We start from the raw sequence: 21,086 nt of genomic DNA on the forward strand, positions 1-21,086 counted from the left end.
CGCAAGCATTGCGGCTCTACCGTATAGGAATGCAATAAATGTAGCTGGTGTGAATTTTGATCCGGTGTTACCGGATGCTATCCACCAGATACACCAGTAAAAACAGGCTCATTAGCACTATGAAAATGGTGAGTGTAGTTAATAATCCGGCGGTATGATAGTACCTGCCTGATTCCAGTTCTTTTTTTACATCCTGGTAACGCTTGTACGAAAGGATAGCTGTTAGCATACCTACCGCTACCAGTATAATGCCTGCGATGCCGGAGTAGCCATGGGAGGGGAGTGTAACATCCCTTCCCAGCGCGAGGCCTATCTGTTTTACAAACAGGGAAAATTTGACGACCACAAAGCCAAAGGCCATCAGGCCCACCGCTGTTCGTATCCAGGCCAGAAACGTACGTTCATTGGCCAGGTGATCATTAGGTCCGCCGGGTTTTCCTTGTTCCATATGCAGCTTATTTATAGTAAAAGTTACAGATTTTTTTGCAGGTAATTCAAACGGAAGCATCTTTACCAACTAATCTTACGTATATACATTCAGGATATTTTTAGTTTTTGCATGAGAAAGGGAAGTTATTATACCGGCACCAGCGGGTTAGTACTGCCATACAAGAATAAACAGTTTTACCCGGAGCCACTTAGAGATAAGAGTCGCCTCGAGGTATACGGTACCTTGTTTAATACCATAGAGATCAACAGTTCCTTTTACAATATTCCGATGCATAAAACCATGCAGCGCTGGGCCATCAGTGTGCCGGATCACTTCCGGTTTACGTTTAAGCTCTGGCAGGGGATTACACATGTAAGGGACCTGGATTTCAAACCGGCCGATGTAACCCGGTTCATGGAAGTGATTGCAGGAGTAGGAGAAAAAAAGGGATGCCTGCTGATCCAGCTGCCGCCTTCCCTGAGGGCAGGCGCCTTGCAACGGGTGGCGCAGCTGCTGGCCGCCATTAAAGAGGCCGATCCGGATGCGCAATGGCGACTGGCAGTGGAGTTCCGGCACCTGTCGTGGTACCGCGAAGAAACCTATCACCTGTTAAATACATACAATGCCACTATGGTAGTGCATGATAAGGCCAATGTTGGATCGCCCCTGGAAGAAATGGATGCTGATTTTGTTTATGCGCGCTTTCACGGGCCGGAAGGAAATTACCGCAGCAGCTATGAGGACAGCTACCTGTACGAATACGCTTCTTATGTGCGCGACTGGCTCCATGCCGGCAAAGATGTATATGCCTATTTCAATAATACCATCGGAGATGCCATTAACGACTTACAGGTATTAGAAACGTATGTGCGTGAGCGTAAGTAACGCCCACGTACATACGTAATAGTCTTATTTTACGAGAGGTATAATATCTTTTCCTATCAGGGAAATAGAGTGGAGTAGCTTTTCGTGGGAAAGATTTGCATTGTCCATCTGGAAGGTAAGCCTGGAAACACCACCCAGGGCTTCGCTGTGGCGGAGGATCTTTTCTGCTACTTCCTGCGGACTCCCCACCAGTAACGCACCGGTAGGTCCGGTTTGTGCTTCAAACTGCCCACGGGTTACCGGGCCCCATCCGCGCTCCTTGCCAATTTTGGTGAAGGTTTCCGCGTAGCCGGGAAAAAATTCGTCCCTCGCCTGCGGGGAGGTTTCGGCAATATATCCCAGAGAATGTAGTCCTACCTTCAGCTTTTCCGGTGCATGCCCTGCCTTGCGGCCAGCTTCCCGGTAAAGGTCGATCAGCGGCCGGAAACGATGTGTTTCCCCGCCGATAATAGCCACCATCAATGGTAGTCCGAGCGTGCCCGCCCTGGCAAAAGATTGTGGTGTACCACCCACGCCCAGCCATACAGGAAGCGGCTCCTGCACCGGCCTCGGATATATAGCCACGCCGTTGAGTGGCGCGCGGAACTTACCTTTCCACTTAACTGTTTCTTCTTCCCGGATCTGTAGCAGCAGGTCCAGCTTTTCTATAAACAGCTCATCGTAATCTTCCAGGCTATAGCCAAACAGGGGATAGGCTTCTATAAAGGAACCACGACCTACCACCATTTCGGCACGGCCACGGGAAATGATATCCAGCGTGGCAAAGCTTTGAAACACCCTTACCGGATCAGCAGCGCTCAATACAGTAACGGCGCTGGTAAGCCTGATTTGTTTTGTACGGGCAGCAGCAGCGGCCAGAATCATAGTAGGTGCGGCATCCATAAACTCCTTGCGGTGATGCTCCCCGATGCCGAAAACGTGGAGACCTGCCTGATCAGCCAGATCAATTCGCTGCAACAGGTTTTCCATTTCCCGCATATCCGCAGCGGCGTCATGCGCTTTGCTCTGCGACCTGGTCGCAGCGAAGCTGTCAATTCCTACTTCCATACCTACCTATAATTTTTTAAATATTCTTTTTTAGATTATTGATGGCTGCACTGTGCAGGCCATGGTGATAACTTGCAAAAGCAATAGCATCCGCGATGTTGTTAATGACAATACCACTAGATAGTGTCATCGGCGTATAGGCGTCAAAGTGACCCCGCTGATGATTTTCCAAAGTACGTGGCAGTGCAGTTGCCAGTTCACTTTTTATCAGTGCGGTATCTTCTTCGCTCAAAATGCCTTCGGGTTTTGTACCCCTGCGGAAGCGGGCAATGAAGCCTTCTTCCAGGTAGGTAGGCTGACCGGCGGCCTTGTAAAACATGAGTTCGTCTGTTACCAGCAGGTGTCCCAGGTTCCAGAGGATGTTGTTATTGAATCCGGCAGGGACCTGGTTTAATTGTTCGGTGGTAAACGCGTCAAATAAATCTAAATATTTTGCTCTGATGTGGCTGATGATTTCAATGTTGGTGGTGATCATAGTGAAATTTTTTACTGCCGTGAAAGTAGTAAAATTTCACGGCAGCCGCCACTTTTGCACCGACAATTAATAAACAGATTACGCCATCAGCACTGTATAATAAACACATACCACATGGTATTGTTCTGCGTGGTGGCGAGCATGGTGTAATTATAGTTCAGCACCTGGAGGATGCTCAGCACCGGAGCAGTGGGCGCAAAGGAGGCCCAGCTGAACAGCAGCCGGCCACCGGGTAACAGGAATTCTTTGGCTTCGGCCAGAAACCGCTGTAGGAGCAGTACAGGGGGATTGCTGATTTTCCAGATATCCTCCAGGATGGGCAGGTTGCCGAAGATGTAATCGAACTTACCACTGATGTTATCAAACAGGTCGGACTGCACCACGGTGATCTGCTCCGTATATTGGTGCATGCTAACATTCAGCCGGGCATTGGTGACGGCCTTAGGGCTGATGTCTGCCGCCACCGCTGCGGCAGCACCGTTTTTAATCGCCAGGATACTGATAATACCTGTGCCACAGCCAATGTCGAGCACCCTACGGCCCTGCATATCCGGCAGGTGTTGTAACAGCAGCGGGGTGGAGTTGGTCAGTTGTTTATCGGGAGAAAATACACCATCCAGTGCCCAGAGGCGTATATCCTGCACCGTTATTTCGTAGTCGGGGTGGTCGATCAGGTAGCGCCACGGCGTTATTTTCTTGCGATGCAGGATAATTTTCTGGTATAGTTTAAACGGCCGCTGTTCAAGGGTTTGGCGCAGATAGGTGATGATATTGTGTTTATGCAGGCTATAAGGGATGGGGTATTGGTCGAAGAACAGGGACAGGGAATGGTATAGCGTTTCGTGATCGGGGTAATGTATGGCTGCCGGCACTGAAAAGGTCAGGTGATTTTTGCCTGCCAGCGCCTGCATCACTTGCGGGTAGGTGGGTTGGTAATCCCGTTGTATGTTTTGGTAGAAATATTCCTTGAGGGGCCCATAGTCTTCCTCCTGGCCATTTACCACGATGATCAGCATGCCATTTTCCGTGAGTGCTGATAACATTTTCTCGATGGCCGCCTGCTTGTGCTGGAAGTAATAGAATACGTGCGATGCGATGATGAGATCGTACTGGCGTGGCAGTTGTGCATCTTCCCAGCTGCTGCTGATCACCTGTATTGCTGCCGGTAGTTGTACGCCTTCGGTATTTTTTTCTACCACATCATAATGCTGAAAGTAGTGCCCTAGTTGCTGATGAAAAACCGGCGTAGTGCCCATGCCTATTTCCAGGCAGGCTTGCAGCTTTTCATGGGCTATCAGTTTGCGGATGCTGTTGATGATAATGGTTTTTTCGTCGGACTGCCGGGTAAACTCATTGAAGTATTGGTGGTTAAATAAGAGGGGATCAGTGGTCATTGTTTTGGTATTTACTTTAAGTTACTGGCTGCGACTGCATTACCCCAGCAGATATCGTTGCTGGCGGAACAATTCCTTTAGTTCGATGTTCTACATTTTTGTATGGAATCAGTAGCATTAAACAGTGCGGCCGGCCGCTGGATTATGATCCCGGCCATTATGGCGAGCACGATGGCATTTATTGACGGCACGGCGCTGAATGTGGTGCTGCCGTCGTTGCAGCATGCCCTGGATGCGAGTGCTGCGGCGCTTTTCTGGGTGTTAAATGCCTATCTGCTGATGCTGGCGTCGCTGATATTGATAGGCGGTGCACTGGGCGACCGCCTCGGTCGAAAGCGTGTATTCATAGCCGGTATTATCGTATTTATCATTGGCTGTGCTTGTTGTGGTTTTTCAGCTACGGCGGGGCAATTGATTGCGTTCAGGGCGTTACAGGGGATTGGCGGGGCCTTTATGATTCCGGGCAGTTTGAGTCTGATATCCGCTACCATTAACGAAGATGAGCGGGGTAAGGCGGTAGGGACCTGGTCGGCCGCTACTACGTTTGTGACCATGGCAGGACCGCTGCTGGGCGGCTGGCTGGCGGATGCAGGCTTGTGGCGTTATATCTTTTTTATAAATGTGCCCCTGGGTTTGGCGGCGCTCTGGATATTGTGGCAGCATGTGAAAGAAAACCGGGACGAGGAGGATGTGGAGGGGCCCATTGATTATCCCGGTGCGGTGTATATAGCGGTGGGCCTGGCCTCGCTGACCTATGGTTTTTTGACGATGCCAACGGCAGGCTGGCAGCATCCCAAAGTTTTTCTGACGGTGCTGGCGGGTATTATATTGCTGATTGCTTTTATCGGGAGAGAATCACGCATCCCGTATCCGATGATGTCCCTGCATTTGTTCAGGAACCGCGTATTTCTGGGTGCGAACCTGCTTTGCTTTTTCCTCTATGCGGGGCTGAATGGCGCTATGTTATTTCTATCCCTTAACCTGGTGCAGGTGCAGGGCTATACACAGCTGCAATCCGGCTTTACTTTCCTGCCTTTTTCCCTGATGATGATATTGTTTAGTCGCACCATGGGTGCGCTGGCAGATAAATATGGTCCGCGGCTGTTCCTGACGGCGGGGCCGGTGATTGCAGGAGTGGGTATGCTGTTGATGTCCACCATCAAAGAAACGCGTGGCTTCGCGGATTACTTCACTACCTACTTCCCCGGCATTATGATTTTCGGCGCCGGCATGGCTATCACCGTATCGCCGCTCACGGCGGCCGTGATGGGCTCTGTGGGGAAACAGCTGGCAGGTACCGCGTCTGGCGTTAATAACGCCGTAACACGTATTGCCACGGTATTTTCTACCGCCATTTTCGGTGGCCTGGCAGTGCTATTTTTTTCTACCTATACCCAACATGCCATCAGCGATTTAGGCCTGAGTGCAGCGGATCAGCAGCAGGTATTGCAACAAGCCACTGCACTGGGCGATGCCAGGGTGCCCGCAGGTATTGCCCTACAGGATCAGGTGGCAGGGATCTACAAAGCCGCGTTCATCAGCACGTATGGCAACGTGCTGAAAATTTGCGGGGTACTCGGCATTGTAGCAGGACTGCTGGCTTTCATCTTCCTGAAAAATAATGGGGATAGTGATAAAAATTACTCCCAATAGCATGGTTTGTACCGATGCAAACAATGGGTAAGGGTTAATTTTACAGTAAACCTAATGTACTGGTTATGAAACTGTTTAGATATCTTATTTCTTGTTTCTTCATAATTACTGTAAGTATGACCGCTTGTTCCCAGGATGAAAAACGAAGCACTGTCAAAGATCTGTTGACCGCTGCTGCTGACAATGATACCGCTGCCATAAAATCACTTTTGCAGGCCAATGCAAAGCTGGAGCAGCGCGATAACAAAAAACGTACGCCCCTGATGGTGGCTGTTTATCATCATCATCCGGAAGCAGCAGCCTTGCTGATAGCAGCTGGTGCGGATGTAAATGCCCAGGATGATATGCAGAACAGCCCTTTCCTGTATGCCGGTGCAGAAGGGTATGTGGATATACTGCAATTGTGTTTACAAGCCGGTGCAAGGTTCGACGTGTTTAACCGCTATGGTGGTTCTGCGTTAATTCCTGCCTGTGAAAGAGGACATGTGGAAGTAGTGAAAACGTTACTGGCAGTAAAAGATTTTCCAATTGATCACGTGAACCGGTTAGGCTGGACAGGCTTGCTGGAAGCGATTATCCTCAGCAACGGCGGGCCTAAGCACATACAAATTGTGCAGCTGCTGGTGGATGCCGGCGCTAACGTAAACCTGGCAGACGGAGACGGCGTTAGTCCGCTCGCACACGCGCGCAGCAAAGGGTTTACGGAGATAGTAAGCATTCTTGAAAAGGCAGGTGCAAAATAACGGGCTGACTAAAAAAATGTTGTTCCAGTCAGCCCGCCATGGTTAAAAACTATATTTCACTGCTGCATAAAAGTTAGCAGGTGCCTGTACAAAATAGCTCACGTTACCATTACCATCGGTAGCGCCATTGTTGTAATAATGCGCATTGGTCAGGTTGTTGGCAAACAGGGAGAAAGTATAACGCTGAAGGCTATACTGTGCCCGTGCATTCAGCAGGAAGTATCCATCCAGCCGGGTTGTATTGGCAAAGTCGATATACGAACTGCCCTGGTAGCGGCCTGTAACAGCCAGCACCCACTGTTTGCAACGATATGCCACTTCCTGGTTGATGATCAGGTGAGGGGTAAGCACCGGTTTAAAAGAGCTTTTCTCTTCTTTGATTACGCTGTGATTCCAGGAGCTGTTGTTGGTTAAAGTAAAATTTTTACTGAGCTGGGATGTGGCGCTGAGTTCCACACCTGTTCTGTAGCTGCGGTTTACATTATTCGTGAGCAGCAGGCCATTAGGGCCTATCTGGCCATTCAATACAATTTCGTTGCGGAAGTTCATATAGTATCCGTTTAATTGCAACGCGAATTTTTCGCAGTTGATTTTCAGCCCCAGTTCCTGGTCGATCACCGATTCAGGGTCCTTGTTAATAATTGGTTTTCCGGTACTACTGTCAGCGGGGAGGTCATCATTGCCAGCGAACATATCGTTGCGGGTGGGCTCCCTGCTGGTTTTGCCGATGCTGTAATAAAAGCTCAGGTGGCGATTCGCGTCGAAATTAATGCCGCCTCTTGGGTTCAGGAATTGCCAGTTGATGAGAGGAAAACCTGCGCTGCCTTTATAATCAAATGTCACGTAGCGGTATTGCAGGTCTCCGAAAAATGTAAAGTGTTGCAGGCGGTATTCCAGTCGGGTGGAGGCACTGGCCTCGTTTTTATTTCCACGGTTGCGGTATAATTCTCCCAGTGCATCGTCTTCTCCGAGGTGGCGGCGGGTATACATATTGGCATGTATGCCGGTGGTCCAGCTGAAATGCTCGTTGTATAAAGTGTAGTTACTGAAAATTCCTGCGAAGTGGGAGCGGAAGTTATAGTGAAATAAATTTCCATCGGAGGCTTCGCCGTAGTAGTTGTTGACGTCCATGCCATAGCCGCCGTTGAGGTAAGTGTAGTAGGCGCTTGACTGTAGAATGCTGTGGTTGTTGGGGCGCCACTGGTGTTGTACCTGTATCAGGCTTTGCAGGAATTCATCTTTTTCTGCTTTGGTGTTGGCGTTTGTTTTCCTGTTTTTAGCAATCAGTGTATCCGCTACCGGTAGCCAGGCCATGCCATTTTGCTGGTGGCCGGCCATCAGGTTTACTTTCCAGGTGCTTTTAGGCAGGAAGATAGCGCCGCTGACAAAAGCGGATTGCGAGTTATTGAATGCGTGATCCTTGTAGCCATCGGTATAGATCTGCGATGCCCTGGCGTAAAATGCCTTATTGTTTTTCACGCCGCTTTTATGTTCCGCAAAGGCGCGGAAACTGTTATAGGAGCCATATCCCAGGCCGAAGGTGGTGAATTGCGGATCTTTCAGATCAGGCGAAAACAGCTGTACACTACCGCCGTAGCTGGCCGCCCCGTTTTTGGAAGTGCCGGTACCACGCTGTATCTGCACCTGGCTCAGGGAAGTAAAGAGGTCGGGGTAGTTGGAAAAATAGGCCCCCTGGTCTTCCGGTTCATTCAGCGGCATGCCATCCAGCGTAGTGTTGATCCTGGTTTGATCGATCCCACGGATACGGTAGTACGAATATCCCTGTTGGTTGCCGGCATCCGAATAGTTGGTGACGGAGGGTGTTTCTGTAAGGAGAAACGAGGGTTCCTGTCCGGTATTTTTTTCACGGATGGACTTCACGTCCAGGTTCTGATAGGTGACAGGCGTGTTTTTTCCGGCCTGGTAGATGACAACGCCGCTTAGCTGGCGGCTGCTGTCTTTTGTTTCGGTGTGCTGGGCCAGGAGCTGTTGGGTGGTCAGTACCATGGCAGATAGTAATAGCAGGTGATTCCTCATTTGCGTATAGTCGGTCAGGTTATAATTTTCTCAATTATTGTAATTTGTACACAAAATTAATGGAATTTTATTTCTCGCCCAAAACAAACGGGCTCAGGATAAGCTCAGCGAGCCTGCGGCTCCCGCAGTGGCTTATGGTATGAATGAAAAAAAGGACAGCAAAATTAGTGCTAAGTGGGTTGGCATTTCCCGTGACGTGCCATTTGCAATCCGCTACATTTAAAGCCACCGGCGTGCTGATGTTTAACTGCAGTATCGGGTTTTAACTTCATATCTCAACCGTAATAACCAAGCAAATCGCCCTATTAGTGTTTGAACCCGATTTATCACATCCCTCAAAAGAATTCCATGAGCCTAAATTCCATTTACCTGGCAGGAGGCATTGCTGCGCTCCTGTTTCTTGGTGCCTGTACCAAGCAAGTGAAAAACGATGCACAAGATCTGTCTGTAGCCCGCGCAACTACTGAAGCAGCGGCCCCTGATCCTAATGGCCTTCGTTTGCACCAGTTTCTCCGTGCCAACGGTCCGGCACTGGAGCGTTTTGATGTAGTTATGCAGGAAGGCGTAACTGTAAGAACCAAAAGCGGCAAGACCTACAACATTGGTCGCAATGCCCTGATCAAACCGGATGGTAGTCCGGCTACCGGTACCATCACCCTGTACATTAAGGAGGTGAGTAATGCTGCCGGAATGATTTTCGCCGACAAGCCTACAGCTACCAGCAGTGGTCAGCCGCTGGAGTCATTCGGTGAGTTTTACGTAGCTGCCAAGCAGGGTAGTGTGGACCTGAAGCTGCGCCCTGACAGCGGCGTACGTGTACAGGCGCCTGCTCCAAAGGTGAATGCCGATCGTATTCCTATGTGGAATGGCGACACTACCATCACGATGGATCTGACCGGTTACAACTACGTGAATCAGCTGATTACCGTAACTACGACTGTTAGTGCCAACAAAGGTGTGGACTGGGATCCGGTAACCAATCCGGCTTCTGCGTTTGCGCTGTTTAATGGTTCCAATGGTACGCTGAACTTCCGTCTCGACAGCTTAATGACCTGGGTTAACTGTGATCGCCTGATGAGCAATCCGAATCCTAAAACCACTGTATTGGGTTATTTCGCTTCTAACTACAATCCTGCCACCGGCACCAGCTACGTAGGGGAAGAGCCTACCATGCTGTTTTTCAAGCCAGCAGGTATCAACAGTGTGATTAAATTCTACAACACTATTTTCACGCCGCCTACAGGCTTTGAAGGTTTCCTGAGCTATCAGAACAGTATTCCTATTGGCCAGGCAGGTACATTCCTGGCTATCTCTTCTGTGGCCGGGCAGTTTTATGCAGAGCAAAGAGATGTGGTGGTGCCTGCACCACCTGCAGGGCAGAACTATACTACGTTTACGTTTAACCCAACGCCGGTAACCTCTGCGCAGCTGATTGCGCTGATCACCAGCATGAATACTAAATAAGGGCAAAATCCGATAGCCGTTAAAGGTTGATTAACGGCTATTTTTTTAGGATAAACATTTGGGGGAGATCTTCGGTCTCTCCCAAATGTTTTATGGTCCGCCGCGGGCGGAGCATAAAACATTCTAATCCGCTACAGGTGGTTACAATTGTTTCAATACATTTTCTACGAGATGATGATGGAGCCACTTAGCGGCTGCGCGGGTATCCTTATCGCTGGTACCGCGGCCTGCCACCAGCTCCAGTCCCCAGGTGCGTCCTTCAAACTCAAAGAGGACTTCTGTTGGCACGGTGGGTTCTACAATCAGCCAGATAGCAAAGCTGATATTGCGGAATAAAAATGTACAGTCCCAGGTGAGGTAATAGAGTTGTTGCTGATAGGGAAGTACCTCGTTGTACTTGCGTGCTTTGCCGGAGTAGCGCCCCGTTTCATAGATTCCTATTTTCACCGAGGCGCTGGTGTTGGGCATGAGGTAGTACATCAGCTTGAGGGCGGGGCGGGGGTGATCACCGCGGCGGCGCAGTACATCTTTAAACAGCACCAGCCATATCTCCTGGATTTCGTGGATATGATGTAGTTCTGTTTTGATATCCACGCCGTTGATCCACACCGTCCACCCGGTGTTTTGCGTGCGTTTGAGGCCAAACTCGCGGCCATCGCTGAGGTGGCGGATAAACTCACCCGACCGGTTCCAGGTTTCAAAGCCGAGCATAAACAGCTCATTGTTTTCAATAGGGATAGCATCCATGGCGTGGCGCATGGCAGGTAGAAAGGGGTAATGGACTTCTTCGATGCGTATGATATGCCCTTTGTAACGATAATACAGTCCCTCCTTGATATGTTCTAACTCAAGTGGCATAGTGTGTGCTAACAAAATTAGTAAATGTCTGAAAAAAGAAAGCCCCCGGTAAGTCTGCTATTGAGTCTTGGACCGAAGGGCTTTACTTATATGTCTGCGACAAATATACTAATATTTTTAGCAAATCCAAACTTTCCTCTAAAAATAAAATCCCTTTTTTACGTGATTGTTGTGGGTAGTGTATTAGTGTAAATTTAACAGAACCTAAATCTGTAGTTTATGAAAAAGAAAGTTTCCACCAAACTGAAATTAAACAAAATTAAGGTGAGTGCTTTAAACAGCGCTGCAGTTGCGCCACAGGAAAATGCGAAAGGCAAATCGCTGGTAACAACACAGTTTATCAGCTGTGGTCCTACCTACTGGGTGTGCTAATTATTTTACTATTGTTTGTTTTCCGGAAGTCCTGCTGCGCCTTTGGTACAGCAGGACTTCCGGCTTATCGCAGCTGCTGATATTCCGCTTCGGTGAGGCGGTATTGAATGACGCTCCGGTATTTGCCTTTGATACGGTATTCATCTTTGAGCACAGCTTCCTGTATCATACCGGCTTTCTGTAATACTTTTCCGGAGGCTGGATTTTCGATGAAGTGATTGGCGAAAAGTTTATTGAAGTGGAGGGTGTTGAAACCATATTCCATTACGGCCTGCAAGGCTTCGGACATGATGCCCCTGTTCCAGAATGGTTGTCCCAGCCAGAATCCGATTTCTGCTTTATTGTGTTCCTGCTTTACGTGCAGGCCAATTGCCCCAATGAATTCATTGCTCTCCTGTAATATAATTGCGAAGATATAACGTTCGCCTGAACGGTAGCCCTGGATGCTGAAGCTGATCCAGTTTACGGCATCATCTATCGTATATGGATAGGGCGGGGTGAGCGTGTTTTCTGAGATCTGCCGGTTATTGGCGTATTTCACCATGGCAGGTATGTCTTCGGTTGCTACTCTTCTTAATATTAGTCTGTCGGTAGTTAATTGCGGGAAAGCCTTCATGCCGGTTTTTTTGAATAAAAAAAATAAGATAGGAGTGCTAAGATATTAAAAACGAGGCAGGAATCGCAACACAGCACTAAGAAAATATACCGGGCAGGGATAAACGCGAAGGGAATAGGTTTCCGTTAATCGCTAATGTTAAAGGTGGGCAAAAGGATGAAGTGTTGAAATAATAAAACAATTATTACCACTGGTTGTTAAGGAGAAGAAACCGGCCCGTTACGATAACCATTTAAGGTACTGGTCTGAATTCTCCCTAAGCATATCCGGCAATTATCATGCATGTATAATATTGTTGTTACAATCCAATCCTAAAATTCTACATCATGACAAGTAGTACGTTTCGACACTTCACATTTACCATGGGACTATGCCTGCTTGCAGGTACCACCGCTGTGCAGGCACAAAAGAAGCCAAATATCCTCGTGATTTTTGGGGATGATGTGGGTCAAACCAACATCAGTGCCTACTCTTTTGGCGTAGTAGGATATACCACTCCCAACCTGGATAAACTGGCCAAAGAAGGGCTGATGTTTACCGATTATTATGCGGAAAACAGCTGTACCGCCGGCAGGTCTACTTTCATTACCGGTCAGAGTGCCAAGCGTACGGGCTTGTCGAAAGTAGGTATACCAGGCGCGCCGGTAGGGTTGCAGGACAGGGACATTACCATTGCGCAGGCGTTGAAACCGCTGGGCTATGCGACTGGTCAGTTTGGTAAAAATCACCTGGGTGATAAAAACGAATACCTGCCTACCAAGCATGGCTTCGACGAATTTTTCGGCAACCTTTACCATCTGAATGCGGAGGAAGAGCCTGAACGCCCTTACTGGCCCAAAGACGATCCCGCTTTTGTAAAAGCTAATACGCCCCGTGGTGTGCTGCGTTGCACGTCCGATGGTAAAATCGAAGATACGGGTCCGCTGACCGCCAAACGTATGGAAACGATCGATGATGAAACAACATCGGCCTGTATCGATTTTATGAAACGCCAGGCTGGTGCCGGTAAGCCATTCTTTACCTGGATGAACTTCACCCGCATGCATCTTTTCACGCACATACGCCCATCAATGAAAGGACAGAGTGGCATGCCAGGCAATGATTATGCGGATGGCATGATTGAAATGGATATGAACGTGGGTAAGCTGATGAAAGCCCTGGATGAACTGGGTATCGCAGATAATACTATTGTGATATTCACCACTGACAACGGTCCTAACCAGTTTAGCTGGCCCGATGCAGCTACCACACCCTTCCGCAGTGAAAAGAATACCAATTGGGAAGGTGCCTATCGGGTGCCTGCCTTTGTTCGCTGGCCCGGCCATGTGAAACCAGGTACCGTTACCACGGAAATGTTCTCCGGTATGGACTGGTTTCCTACTCTGCTGGCAGCAGCTGGCGATAATAACGTGAAAGACCGGCTGTTAAAAGGCGCCGCATTTGGAGGTAAACAATTCAAAGTACACCTGGATGGTTATAACCAGCTAGACTTCATCACTGGTAAGACAAATAAGAGTGAGCGCACCGAGTTTCCGTACTTCAATGACGATGCGGCACTCGTAGGCTACCGTTATAAAAACTGGAAAGTGGTATTCAGGGAACAGCCAGCTCCGGGCGGATTCCAGGTATGGACGGAACCGTTCATTAATTACAGAATTCCTAAGCTCTTTAACCTGAGAATGGACCCGTATGAGCGGGCCGATATTGTTTCGGATGTCTATTACGACTGGACAGTTAAAAATGATTACATGATTTCGGAAGTAATGTTCCATGCCATTGAGTTCCTGGAAACCTTTAAGGCGTATCCGCCATCGCAGCTGCCTGCCAGCTTTACAGTGGATCAGGTCGAAGATCAGCTGAACAAGGCATTGGAAGGAAAGCTGAAGCCACACGCACCAGGTGGAGGTAATTAATCAGGGATGTAGGTTTGTTTTATATGAATGACAAAAGTGCCATTGCTCCTGCAATGGCACTTTGCAATTATGATGTTTTGTAATTGCGTATTATTCCTTTCAGGAGATGGAAAACAAACAGGAGTTGAAGGGAGAGGAAAACTACGGCGCAGCTAAACAAGGATACATAAAAGAACGTCTGCCAGCGGCGATAGGTAACTAAATCAGGAGCTGTTACTACGTTTTGCTGCGCATTTTCCCACAGCATCAGTCCGAGTATAGCCATTAACATAATAACGGTGCCGTATATATGAATACGGCTTAGCCCGGGGGAGTACAGCCACTTTTGCGCCAGCTGGTATAACAGCCACGGTAGTACGAAAACAATGGCGGCAGCACCGAATAACATGCCGTAGGTAATAACGACGTAGGTATCATCAAAATGCAGGTATAGCTGTTGGCCGCGGAACATAAATGCGACAGATACCAACGCCAGCGATATCAGCAGCAACAGGTGCCAGGGTTTTTTCATGTAGGTAAGATTGTATTGTAAATTATTAATTTTTCTGGTAGGTGCAACATTCGTTTCTATTGTTTGTTACATGACGTTGAATTGTTTTCTCCCAATACAAAATCCTAAGCCGGGTTCGGTAATCATCAGCTGTTTAATTCAATTTAAAACAAAACGCTCCTTATGATCAGAATGTTGATTCCGGCTGTTTCGGCCCTATTGCTGGCAGGGTGTACGAACCAGACCACCGTGAAAGTACCTGATGGCACCACTACGGATTCTTCTTCCACCGGTTACGAATTTAACGGAGGGTATCCTACCAAAGCCACTATTGCAAAAGCGTATGATGATGCGGACCTCGTTAGGGCCATTGCAGCATATAAGTTTTTTTACCCCACGGTTTCAGGCGAAGCCATTTTGAAAGGCAACCTGGACGCGGGCATTATTCCTAATAAGATAGTAGGCTCCCTGGATACTAAACCGCAGCAAATAGGGTTTACCCTAAATTCTGATACACCCTACGGCCCGTTCCTGCTGGACTTGAGCCAGGGACCTATGGTTGTGGAAGTACCTCCGGGTCCATTGATTGTGGTAGCAATGGATGTAAACCAGCGCTGGGTGGCTGATATGGGCATCCCCGGCCCTGACGCAGGTAACGGCGGTAAGCACCTGATTTTACCACCTGATTATAAAGGTGATATCCCTTCCGGCTATCATGTATGGAAAGCCAGCTCTAATAACCTTACTGTTGGTATAAGGGCTTTGCCTGTTGGGGGAGATGTGGCCGGTGCTATGGCACATATTCCCACCGTAAAATTACATCCCCTGCATCCAGGTGCGGACTGGAAAGAGCCGCAGCTACTGGATATTACCGGTAAGCCACAAAACACAACACCCCTGGAATGGGAAACCAATCTTAAATATTGGGAAGTGCTGCATGGGGTAATTGACCGTGAGCCAGCATACGTTGGCTACAGGGATTACTATGGAGAACTGGCTGCACTAGGTATTGCAAAAGGTAAACCATTTGCCCCCGATGCGCGTATGAAAGGCATCCTGGAGAAGGCGGCCAGGCTGGCAAACGGACAAATGCGCGTACAATCCTTTGCTGACAGGCGCCCGGATGCTAATGTCTGGAAAGACCGTCAATGGGAATGGGTAGGTCTGCGGCCGGAGAACGGGGATTTTGACGCGCCCAGCTATGTAGATCTTGATGCGCGGGAAGTGTGGTTTTACCAGGCCATCGGTGCATCCCCGGCGATGTTCCGCCGGCAGGCAGGAGGCGGTTCCGTATACTGGCTTGCTACAAAAGATAAGCAGGGTGAATACCTGGACGGTGCTAAAACTTATAAACTGACGGTGCCTCAACCAGTGCCCGCCAAGCTGTTCTGGTCCGTGACGGTATATGATACGGAAACACGCAGCCAGGTGCTGACCGATCAAAACAAGGCAGCGCTGCGTTCTATGTTTGAGTTGAAAGACCTGGCGGCTAATCCGAGTGCAGAGCTGTATTTCGGTCCAACAGCACCGGCAGGCAAGGAGGCACAGTGGATTAAAACCATTCCTGGCAAAGGCTGGTTTGTATATTTCCGCGTATATGGTCCTGAGGCCAAAGCCTTTGATGGCAGCTGGAAACCGGCAGATTTCGAAGAAGTGAAATAAACTAATTGTCTGCCCGGAATTCCGCGGCAGCACCTATACGTTGTAACTGAAGGACAATAGGTTTGAGATGGAGGAGGTAACCTTGTTTATAGGTTATCTCCTTTTTTTTGCTGAGCGCCAGCGCTTCTGCATTGGTAATATTCAACGTTTCCTTTAACAGCTGTATCAGCTTCATTTTATCTGGTCCCAATTCCGTTATCACAATACTGCCGGCAATCCATTCGCTCATGTCCACCGGCGTTGATTCATCCGCTGTTTCCCCGCGATCCTGCGCGTTGGCGTATACTTCCTGCCACAGCTCATTATGCTCCACGTCTACCTGTTCACGCAGGTAGGCGAGGGTAGCTTCCTGGTCATCATGCCGTTTTTCCAGTTCACGCATAAGTTGTATAAACTGTGCAGCATCAGGTGCCACTACCACCGCATCCCAGCGGCCCGCGCCATGCGGCGCGTAGTATACGGGATAGTCTGCATCACTCTCTGTGAGATCTACAAAAAATGGATCATCCATGCCATTAAGTGCGATGACATACCAACCAGGTTGCCACTGCCCGGAAGTAGTGCCGGTAAGGTCTTCGCCGGTATGGCCATGTGTGCGGAAGCTAACCTGCAGTGACTCAAAACTGTCCAAAACGGGGTAGTAGGCTGGCAGGCAAATATCTCCCGGGCATATGGCTGCGGTGAGTATTTCCTGTATGGGAGCGGGTAGCTGCATCATGGATCACGTAAGAATGTTGGAGGTCAAAAGTAAGCAAAATGCACCGGCGTGGATCATAATTAAAAATTAATGATACCGGCAACGGTTACACGAAAATTCGTATATTAAAGTATGGTATCCACACCATTGAACCTATCTTAAGAAATGACCCACTATGGAAAAGCCTTTTGTGAATGATGTATTCGAACAGCTGCATGCCCGCTATCCGGCTCTCCACGCGGCTGTTGCGCAAAATTTTATTACCGGAGATGTGATCAGGAGAGAAGCGATTGACGCTGATCATCATAGTATTTTAAGTTTAAGTAACGGACTGATGCAATTGTTTGGCGCAGTGAGTTACCTGAAAATGCGCGGACTGCTTTTGTCGTTTGCCGGCATGGTACTACGTATGGATGGCTACATAAAAATCGGTGAACTCTGGATGGATCATGCCGGCGATGAATTGCTCGTTATGCCGGGCCAGGAGCCGGTGTATTATTACAGCACGCGGCATCAGGCTGTCCGTTTATTATCACCGCAGGTGGAAGAATTTGTGGAGCGGATACTGGTGCCTTTTATTGCGGGCGATAGTTAAAGCAATTGGGAGTTTCCCTATTTGCAGCATAAAAAATGATTTGCCGTTTTAAAATTGTAATATTGCACGGATGGGATTGCAATTACTTCAGGTGTGCATGCTATTGCTGATAAAATCTAACGGACGCTACTATTAAATTTGCCTATATTTGCAAGGTTAACTCGTGATGCACCAGGAATCCTTTTAAACTATTTAGTAAAACTGAAGTAAATACAGCTGAACAAGTATGAGAAACACCGTACATATTTTCCTGGCAGATGATGATCTCGACGATCAGGTGCTGATGAAGGAAGCCTTTTCAGAGGTTTCTGATGAAATCAGCTTCGAATTTTTCGAGAACGGAAGAGTGCTGATTGACCGGATTAATGCAGGCGTGTTCGACGTTTATCCTGACCTGATCGTATTGGACTACAACATGCCATTGATGAATGGTTTGGATGCACTGATGGCGTTACAGCAATTCCCCTCCTGGAATGACGTGCCGAAGATAATCTGGAGCACTTCCAGGGCCGAAAAAATGGTAGCCGATTGCCTGGCAAACGGCGCAGCCGCTTATTACCTGAAACCGAATGATTTCGCTGAATATTGCCGCATAGCGGGGGATATGCTGAGCATGGCCGTCGCTAATAAAGTAAAGTAACACTGTTGCTGGTAGCTACTCATCTCTCCGTAAAAAATAAAAAATTATAGGTGTTGTAACTTGTTGTTTTCCTGGGTGACAGGAAGCAACAAGTGAAAAGCTGCGCCCATACCTGGTTTGCCTGCCGCGGTAATAGTGCCGCCATGGCGGCGTATAACCCGCTTGCACAGCGCCAGCCCAAGCCCGGTGCCTTCATAGGCATCTTTAGAATTCAGCCTGGCAAATGCTACAAATATTTTGCTGTTATATTCCGGTTCAAAGCCAATACCATTATCGGTTACAGTTATGGATAACCACTTTTTATCCTGCTCCGTTTGTTCCTTCGCTTCAATGCTAATCACCACCGGTGTATCCTTTTTTGCAAACTTCAGCGAATTATAAATCAGGTTGTAAAATACCTGATATAGCAGGATGGCAGCGCCCTGAATTCTAGGCAGGTGACTTACATGGATGGTGGCCTGTTTGTCCTGAATCAATATCTCCATATCATCCCGAACCTGCTGTATGACCAGGTTCAGGTCCACGTCCGTAATCACCTGTTCAGAGGAACTGGCACTGGAATAGGCCAGGATACCATCTATCATCAACTGAATCCGGTCAGTGGCGTGCTGCACTTTCCCTAAATAAAATGTACCTTTTTCCGAGAGGATACTGGCGGTATCCTGCTGGAGTCGTGACGACCATACCTTCACCTTGCGCACGGGTTCTTTGAGATCGTGGCTGGTGATATGCGCAAACTGCAGCAGGTCATCGTTGGAGCGCTGCAGTTCAGCGGTACGCTCGCTTACCAGTGTCGATAAGCGCCGGGTAAACAATTTCTGTTCCGTAATATCAATGGTAACCCCCACCATTTTTGCGGGCTGTCCGGCTTCATCACACATGGTATTGCCGGAGGCAATTACATACCGGATGCTGCCATCGGCTTGCTTTACCTGGTATTCGGCGCTGTAAATATCTTTTTCGCGTACCGCTTTTTGCCAGGCAGCCTTTTTTTCTTCCCGGTCCGCCTGATCAAGTATATCCGCCATTTCAGATTGGTAGTATTTGGCGGCAGGCGGTAACCCCAGGTGTATACGGCATTGCTCATTACAAATAACCTCCCCGGTTTGCAGGTTGAATTCAAAGGACCCGAGATGTGCTGCTTGCAGGGCTAATTCGAGTCGCTGCGCGTAGCTGGCATTTTGCTGTAACAGGCTAAGGTAGCGCTGCTCGGACAGCTGTAGTTGCTGAAAGCTTTGCACGTTGCGGGTAGTTTCGGAACATACTACCAGCACGCCGGCAATGTGGCCGGTATCACCCCTGACGGCGCTGTAGCTGAAGGTCCAGTATACATCTTCCAGCTGACCGTTGCGATAGATAGGAATGAGGGAGTCTTCCTGCCAGGTGGACTCGCCGCCTGCCAGTACCTGCTCCATCAGCGGGTGAATGATGGCCCATATTTCCGGCCAGCACTCAGCTCCTTTTTGACCCAGCGCAAAAGGGTGCTTACCATTCGTGCCCAAACTGGGACGGTACGCATCGTTATAAAATTGATAGTGATCGGGGCCCCACCACAAGAACATGGGGAACCGGGAATTCAGAATAATGCTGACCGTTGTAAGCAGGCTTTGGGGCCATGTATCAGGGGTGCCAAGCGGGTGTTTATTCCAGTCATAAGCACGGGTGAGGGCGCCCATCTCTCCACCTCCCTGTAAAAATATTGATGCGTCCATATGAATCTGCAATAAATATAGGTTATTAACGATCTCGTGCGGCGATATATTTTTAACCAATAGTAATCGAATCTTGCCGCCATCTTTTGAATGCTGCGGCTGATTTTTATATTACGTGTATAGATGCTAACGTTATGGAAAAAGATCTGTTAAAGTCAAGGCAGCACTACGAAGTGCTGGATGGCCTCCGGGGTATTGCCGCGTTGTCGATTGTAGTATTCCACCTGTATGAATTTATGGTGCCTGACTATACCAAAAGTCCGATCGGGCATGGGTACCTGGCAGTAGATTTCTTTTTTTGTTTATCCGGATTTGTAATTGGCTATGCCTACGATGAGCGGGCCCCTCAGTTGGGGCTGAAAACATTTTTCCGCAATCGCCTGATACGCCTGCATCCCATGGTGATATTAGGGAGTGTGCTGGGACTGCTGGGCTATTTGCTGGACCCATATATTGGCGCCGCTTCCATTGCCGAAGCAGGCTATTTTAAGATAGTGCTGGCTTTCGTATGCTCGTTGCTGGTGCTGCCATTTCCATGGCTGCCAGGCAGGGGCAGCGGTTTGTTCCCCTACAACACGCCTGTGTGGTCGTTGCTGATGGAGTATATCATTAACATCTTTTATGCGCTCGTATTGTTACGTACGCCCAAACGCTGGCTGCTGGTAATGCTTGGTGTAAGTGCTGTTTGGATAGCACTGGTGGCGCGGCATCGTGGGTGGATTATTACCGGCTGGGACGGACCTACTTTTACAGATGGATTTGCCCGTGTATTTTTCTCTTTCCTTGCAGGATTAACTGTTTACCGGTTTAATCTGATCATCCGTAACCGCATCAACTTTCTGTTGCTGGGAGCGGCGTTGATAGGCGTATTTATGTTCCCGCACTTTAATAACGATTGGATCACGGAAATGGTCCTGGTGATGCTGGTGTTTCCATTCTTATTGGCGTTAGGCGCCGGCACTACGGCTACTGGCTGGGTACGGAGCTTTTGTGTGTTTACGGGGCGGTTGTCGTACCCGCTGTACATGACGCATATCTGGATGGTGTGGTTGTTTGGTAACTACCTGACTGCCCGCAAGCCTGACCCTGCGGAGATGTACCTGGTAGCCACGGGTGTAACGGCAGCAGCTATCCTGCTGGGCTATGTATCCCTGCGCTTTTACGATGAACCGGTACGTAAGTGGCTGACAGCACGTACCAGGGTGGTAGCGCAGCCGGAGCGGGAAAGTGCTGCCACGGCAGGTTAATATCTCTCTATAACATATATGACTATACGAAAAAATACCCTGCATGGACATGCAGGGTGTTTTTTTATGTATGTAGTTAGAAAATTTGTTTTTATTACTTTGGAGGAAAGCGGTCCTGCGGCCCGCTTCCCTCCAAAGTAAACCTATGCCTTCGGC

20 protein-coding genes are annotated in these 21,086 nt (G+C 48.7%); 10 read left to right on the forward strand and 10 right to left on the reverse strand.

The window, feature by feature from the left end:
- Positions 1-67 precede the first annotated feature (67 nt).
- Positions 68-448: a YidH family protein gene (locus KW844_RS09590; RefSeq protein WP_073079662.1), complete on the reverse strand. Its 381-nt coding sequence runs from the start codon at positions 446-448 to the stop codon at positions 68-70.
- 111 nt (positions 449-559) lie between these two features.
- Between KW844_RS09590 and KW844_RS09595 the strand changes: the two genes are divergently transcribed.
- Entirely contained in the window at positions 560-1,315 is a 756-nt protein-coding gene (locus KW844_RS09595) for a DUF72 domain-containing protein (RefSeq protein ID WP_218376503.1), read from the forward strand.
- Positions 1,316-1,339: 24 nt separating this feature from the next.
- Here KW844_RS09595 and KW844_RS09600 read toward each other — a convergent pair whose 3' ends face one another.
- The 3 genes from KW844_RS09600 to KW844_RS09610 all read right to left on the reverse strand — a co-directional run bounded on the left by KW844_RS09600 (position 1,340) and on the right by KW844_RS09610 (position 4,231).
- Entirely contained in the window at positions 1,340-2,362 is a 1,023-nt protein-coding gene (locus KW844_RS09600; RefSeq protein ID WP_218376504.1) for an LLM class flavin-dependent oxidoreductase, read from the reverse strand.
- Positions 2,363-2,378: 16 nt separating this feature from the next.
- Positions 2,379-2,837, reverse strand: a complete 459-nt coding sequence (locus KW844_RS09605; RefSeq protein ID WP_218376505.1) for a DinB family protein — start codon at positions 2,835-2,837, stop codon at positions 2,379-2,381.
- 86 nt (positions 2,838-2,923) lie between these two features.
- On the reverse strand, positions 2,924-4,231 hold the full coding sequence (locus KW844_RS09610; RefSeq protein WP_218376506.1) for a methyltransferase: 1,308 nt from the start codon (positions 4,229-4,231) through the stop codon (positions 2,924-2,926).
- A gap of 102 nt (positions 4,232-4,333) precedes the next feature.
- Here KW844_RS09610 and KW844_RS09615 point away from each other — a divergent pair, with 102 nt between their 5' ends.
- Together KW844_RS09615 and KW844_RS09620 are read left to right on the forward strand one after the other, a co-directional pair.
- Positions 4,334-5,884, forward strand: coding sequence for an MFS transporter (locus KW844_RS09615; RefSeq protein WP_218376507.1), 1,551 nt, complete (start codon positions 4,334-4,336; stop codon positions 5,882-5,884).
- Positions 5,885-6,000: 116 nt separating this feature from the next.
- Positions 6,001-6,627: an ankyrin repeat domain-containing protein gene (locus tag KW844_RS09620; protein WP_218376508.1), complete on the forward strand. Its 627-nt coding sequence runs from the start codon at positions 6,001-6,003 to the stop codon at positions 6,625-6,627.
- Between the two features lie 42 nt (positions 6,628-6,669).
- On the opposite strand, the gene KW844_RS09625 is transcribed toward KW844_RS09620, so the two are convergent.
- The gene (locus tag KW844_RS09625; RefSeq protein ID WP_218376509.1) at positions 6,670-8,664 is read right to left on the reverse strand and encodes a TonB-dependent receptor; all 1,995 of its coding nucleotides are present in this window, start codon (positions 8,662-8,664) and stop codon (positions 6,670-6,672) included.
- A gap of 348 nt (positions 8,665-9,012) precedes the next feature.
- On the opposite strand from KW844_RS09625, the gene KW844_RS09630 reads away from it, so the two are divergent.
- A complete protein-coding gene (locus tag KW844_RS09630; RefSeq protein ID WP_218376510.1) occupies positions 9,013-10,128 on the forward strand; it encodes a hypothetical protein in 1,116 nt (371 codons plus the stop codon).
- A gap of 141 nt (positions 10,129-10,269) precedes the next feature.
- Here the strand turns inward: KW844_RS09630 and KW844_RS09635 are convergent, their stop codons facing one another.
- Positions 10,270-10,986, reverse strand: a complete 717-nt coding sequence (locus tag KW844_RS09635; RefSeq protein ID WP_218376511.1) for a hypothetical protein — start codon at positions 10,984-10,986, stop codon at positions 10,270-10,272.
- Positions 10,987-11,205: 219 nt separating this feature from the next.
- Here KW844_RS09635 and KW844_RS09640 point away from each other — a divergent pair, with 219 nt between their 5' ends.
- Positions 11,206-11,358, forward strand: a complete 153-nt coding sequence (locus tag KW844_RS09640; RefSeq protein ID WP_218376512.1) for a hypothetical protein — start codon at positions 11,206-11,208, stop codon at positions 11,356-11,358.
- Between the two features lie 64 nt (positions 11,359-11,422).
- On the opposite strand, the gene KW844_RS09645 is transcribed toward KW844_RS09640, so the two are convergent.
- Positions 11,423-11,974, reverse strand: a complete 552-nt coding sequence (locus KW844_RS09645; protein WP_218376513.1) for a GNAT family N-acetyltransferase — start codon at positions 11,972-11,974, stop codon at positions 11,423-11,425.
- Between the two features lie 326 nt (positions 11,975-12,300).
- Between KW844_RS09645 and KW844_RS09650 the strand changes: the two genes are divergently transcribed.
- Positions 12,301-13,887, forward strand: a complete 1,587-nt coding sequence (locus KW844_RS09650) for an arylsulfatase (RefSeq protein ID WP_218376514.1) — start codon at positions 12,301-12,303, stop codon at positions 13,885-13,887.
- Positions 13,888-13,954: 67 nt separating this feature from the next.
- Here the strand turns inward: KW844_RS09650 and KW844_RS09655 are convergent, their stop codons facing one another.
- Entirely contained in the window at positions 13,955-14,398 is a 444-nt protein-coding gene (locus KW844_RS09655; protein ID WP_218376515.1) for a hypothetical protein, read from the reverse strand.
- Between the two features lie 162 nt (positions 14,399-14,560).
- Between KW844_RS09655 and KW844_RS09660 the strand changes: the two genes are divergently transcribed.
- A complete protein-coding gene (locus KW844_RS09660; RefSeq protein WP_218376516.1) occupies positions 14,561-16,039 on the forward strand; it encodes a DUF1254 domain-containing protein in 1,479 nt (492 codons plus the stop codon).
- A 1-nt stretch (position 16,040) separates the two neighbouring features.
- On the opposite strand, the gene KW844_RS09665 is transcribed toward KW844_RS09660, so the two are convergent.
- Positions 16,041-16,757: an SMI1/KNR4 family protein gene (locus KW844_RS09665; RefSeq protein ID WP_218376517.1), complete on the reverse strand. Its 717-nt coding sequence runs from the start codon at positions 16,755-16,757 to the stop codon at positions 16,041-16,043.
- 154 nt (positions 16,758-16,911) lie between these two features.
- Between KW844_RS09665 and KW844_RS09670 the strand changes: the two genes are divergently transcribed.
- Positions 16,912-17,331, forward strand: a complete 420-nt coding sequence (locus tag KW844_RS09670; RefSeq protein ID WP_218376518.1) for a hypothetical protein — start codon at positions 16,912-16,914, stop codon at positions 17,329-17,331.
- A 226-nt stretch (positions 17,332-17,557) separates the two neighbouring features.
- Positions 17,558-17,971, forward strand: a complete 414-nt coding sequence (locus tag KW844_RS09675) for a response regulator (protein ID WP_218376519.1) — start codon at positions 17,558-17,560, stop codon at positions 17,969-17,971.
- A 44-nt stretch (positions 17,972-18,015) separates the two neighbouring features.
- Here KW844_RS09675 and KW844_RS09680 read toward each other — a convergent pair whose 3' ends face one another.
- Positions 18,016-19,683 (reverse strand): ATP-binding protein, encoded by a 1,668-nt coding sequence (locus KW844_RS09680; RefSeq protein ID WP_218376520.1) that lies wholly within the window; start codon positions 19,681-19,683, stop codon positions 18,016-18,018.
- Between the two features lie 134 nt (positions 19,684-19,817).
- Between KW844_RS09680 and KW844_RS09685 the strand changes: the two genes are divergently transcribed.
- Complete coding sequence (locus KW844_RS09685) at positions 19,818-20,930, forward strand: acyltransferase (RefSeq protein ID WP_218376521.1); 1,113 nt, start codon at positions 19,818-19,820, stop codon at positions 20,928-20,930.
- Positions 20,931-21,086: the final 156 nt, after the last annotated feature.

The sequence above is a fragment of the Chitinophaga sp. sic0106 genome (assembly GCF_019219075.1).
GTDB lineage: Bacteria > Bacteroidota > Bacteroidia > Chitinophagales > Chitinophagaceae > Chitinophaga.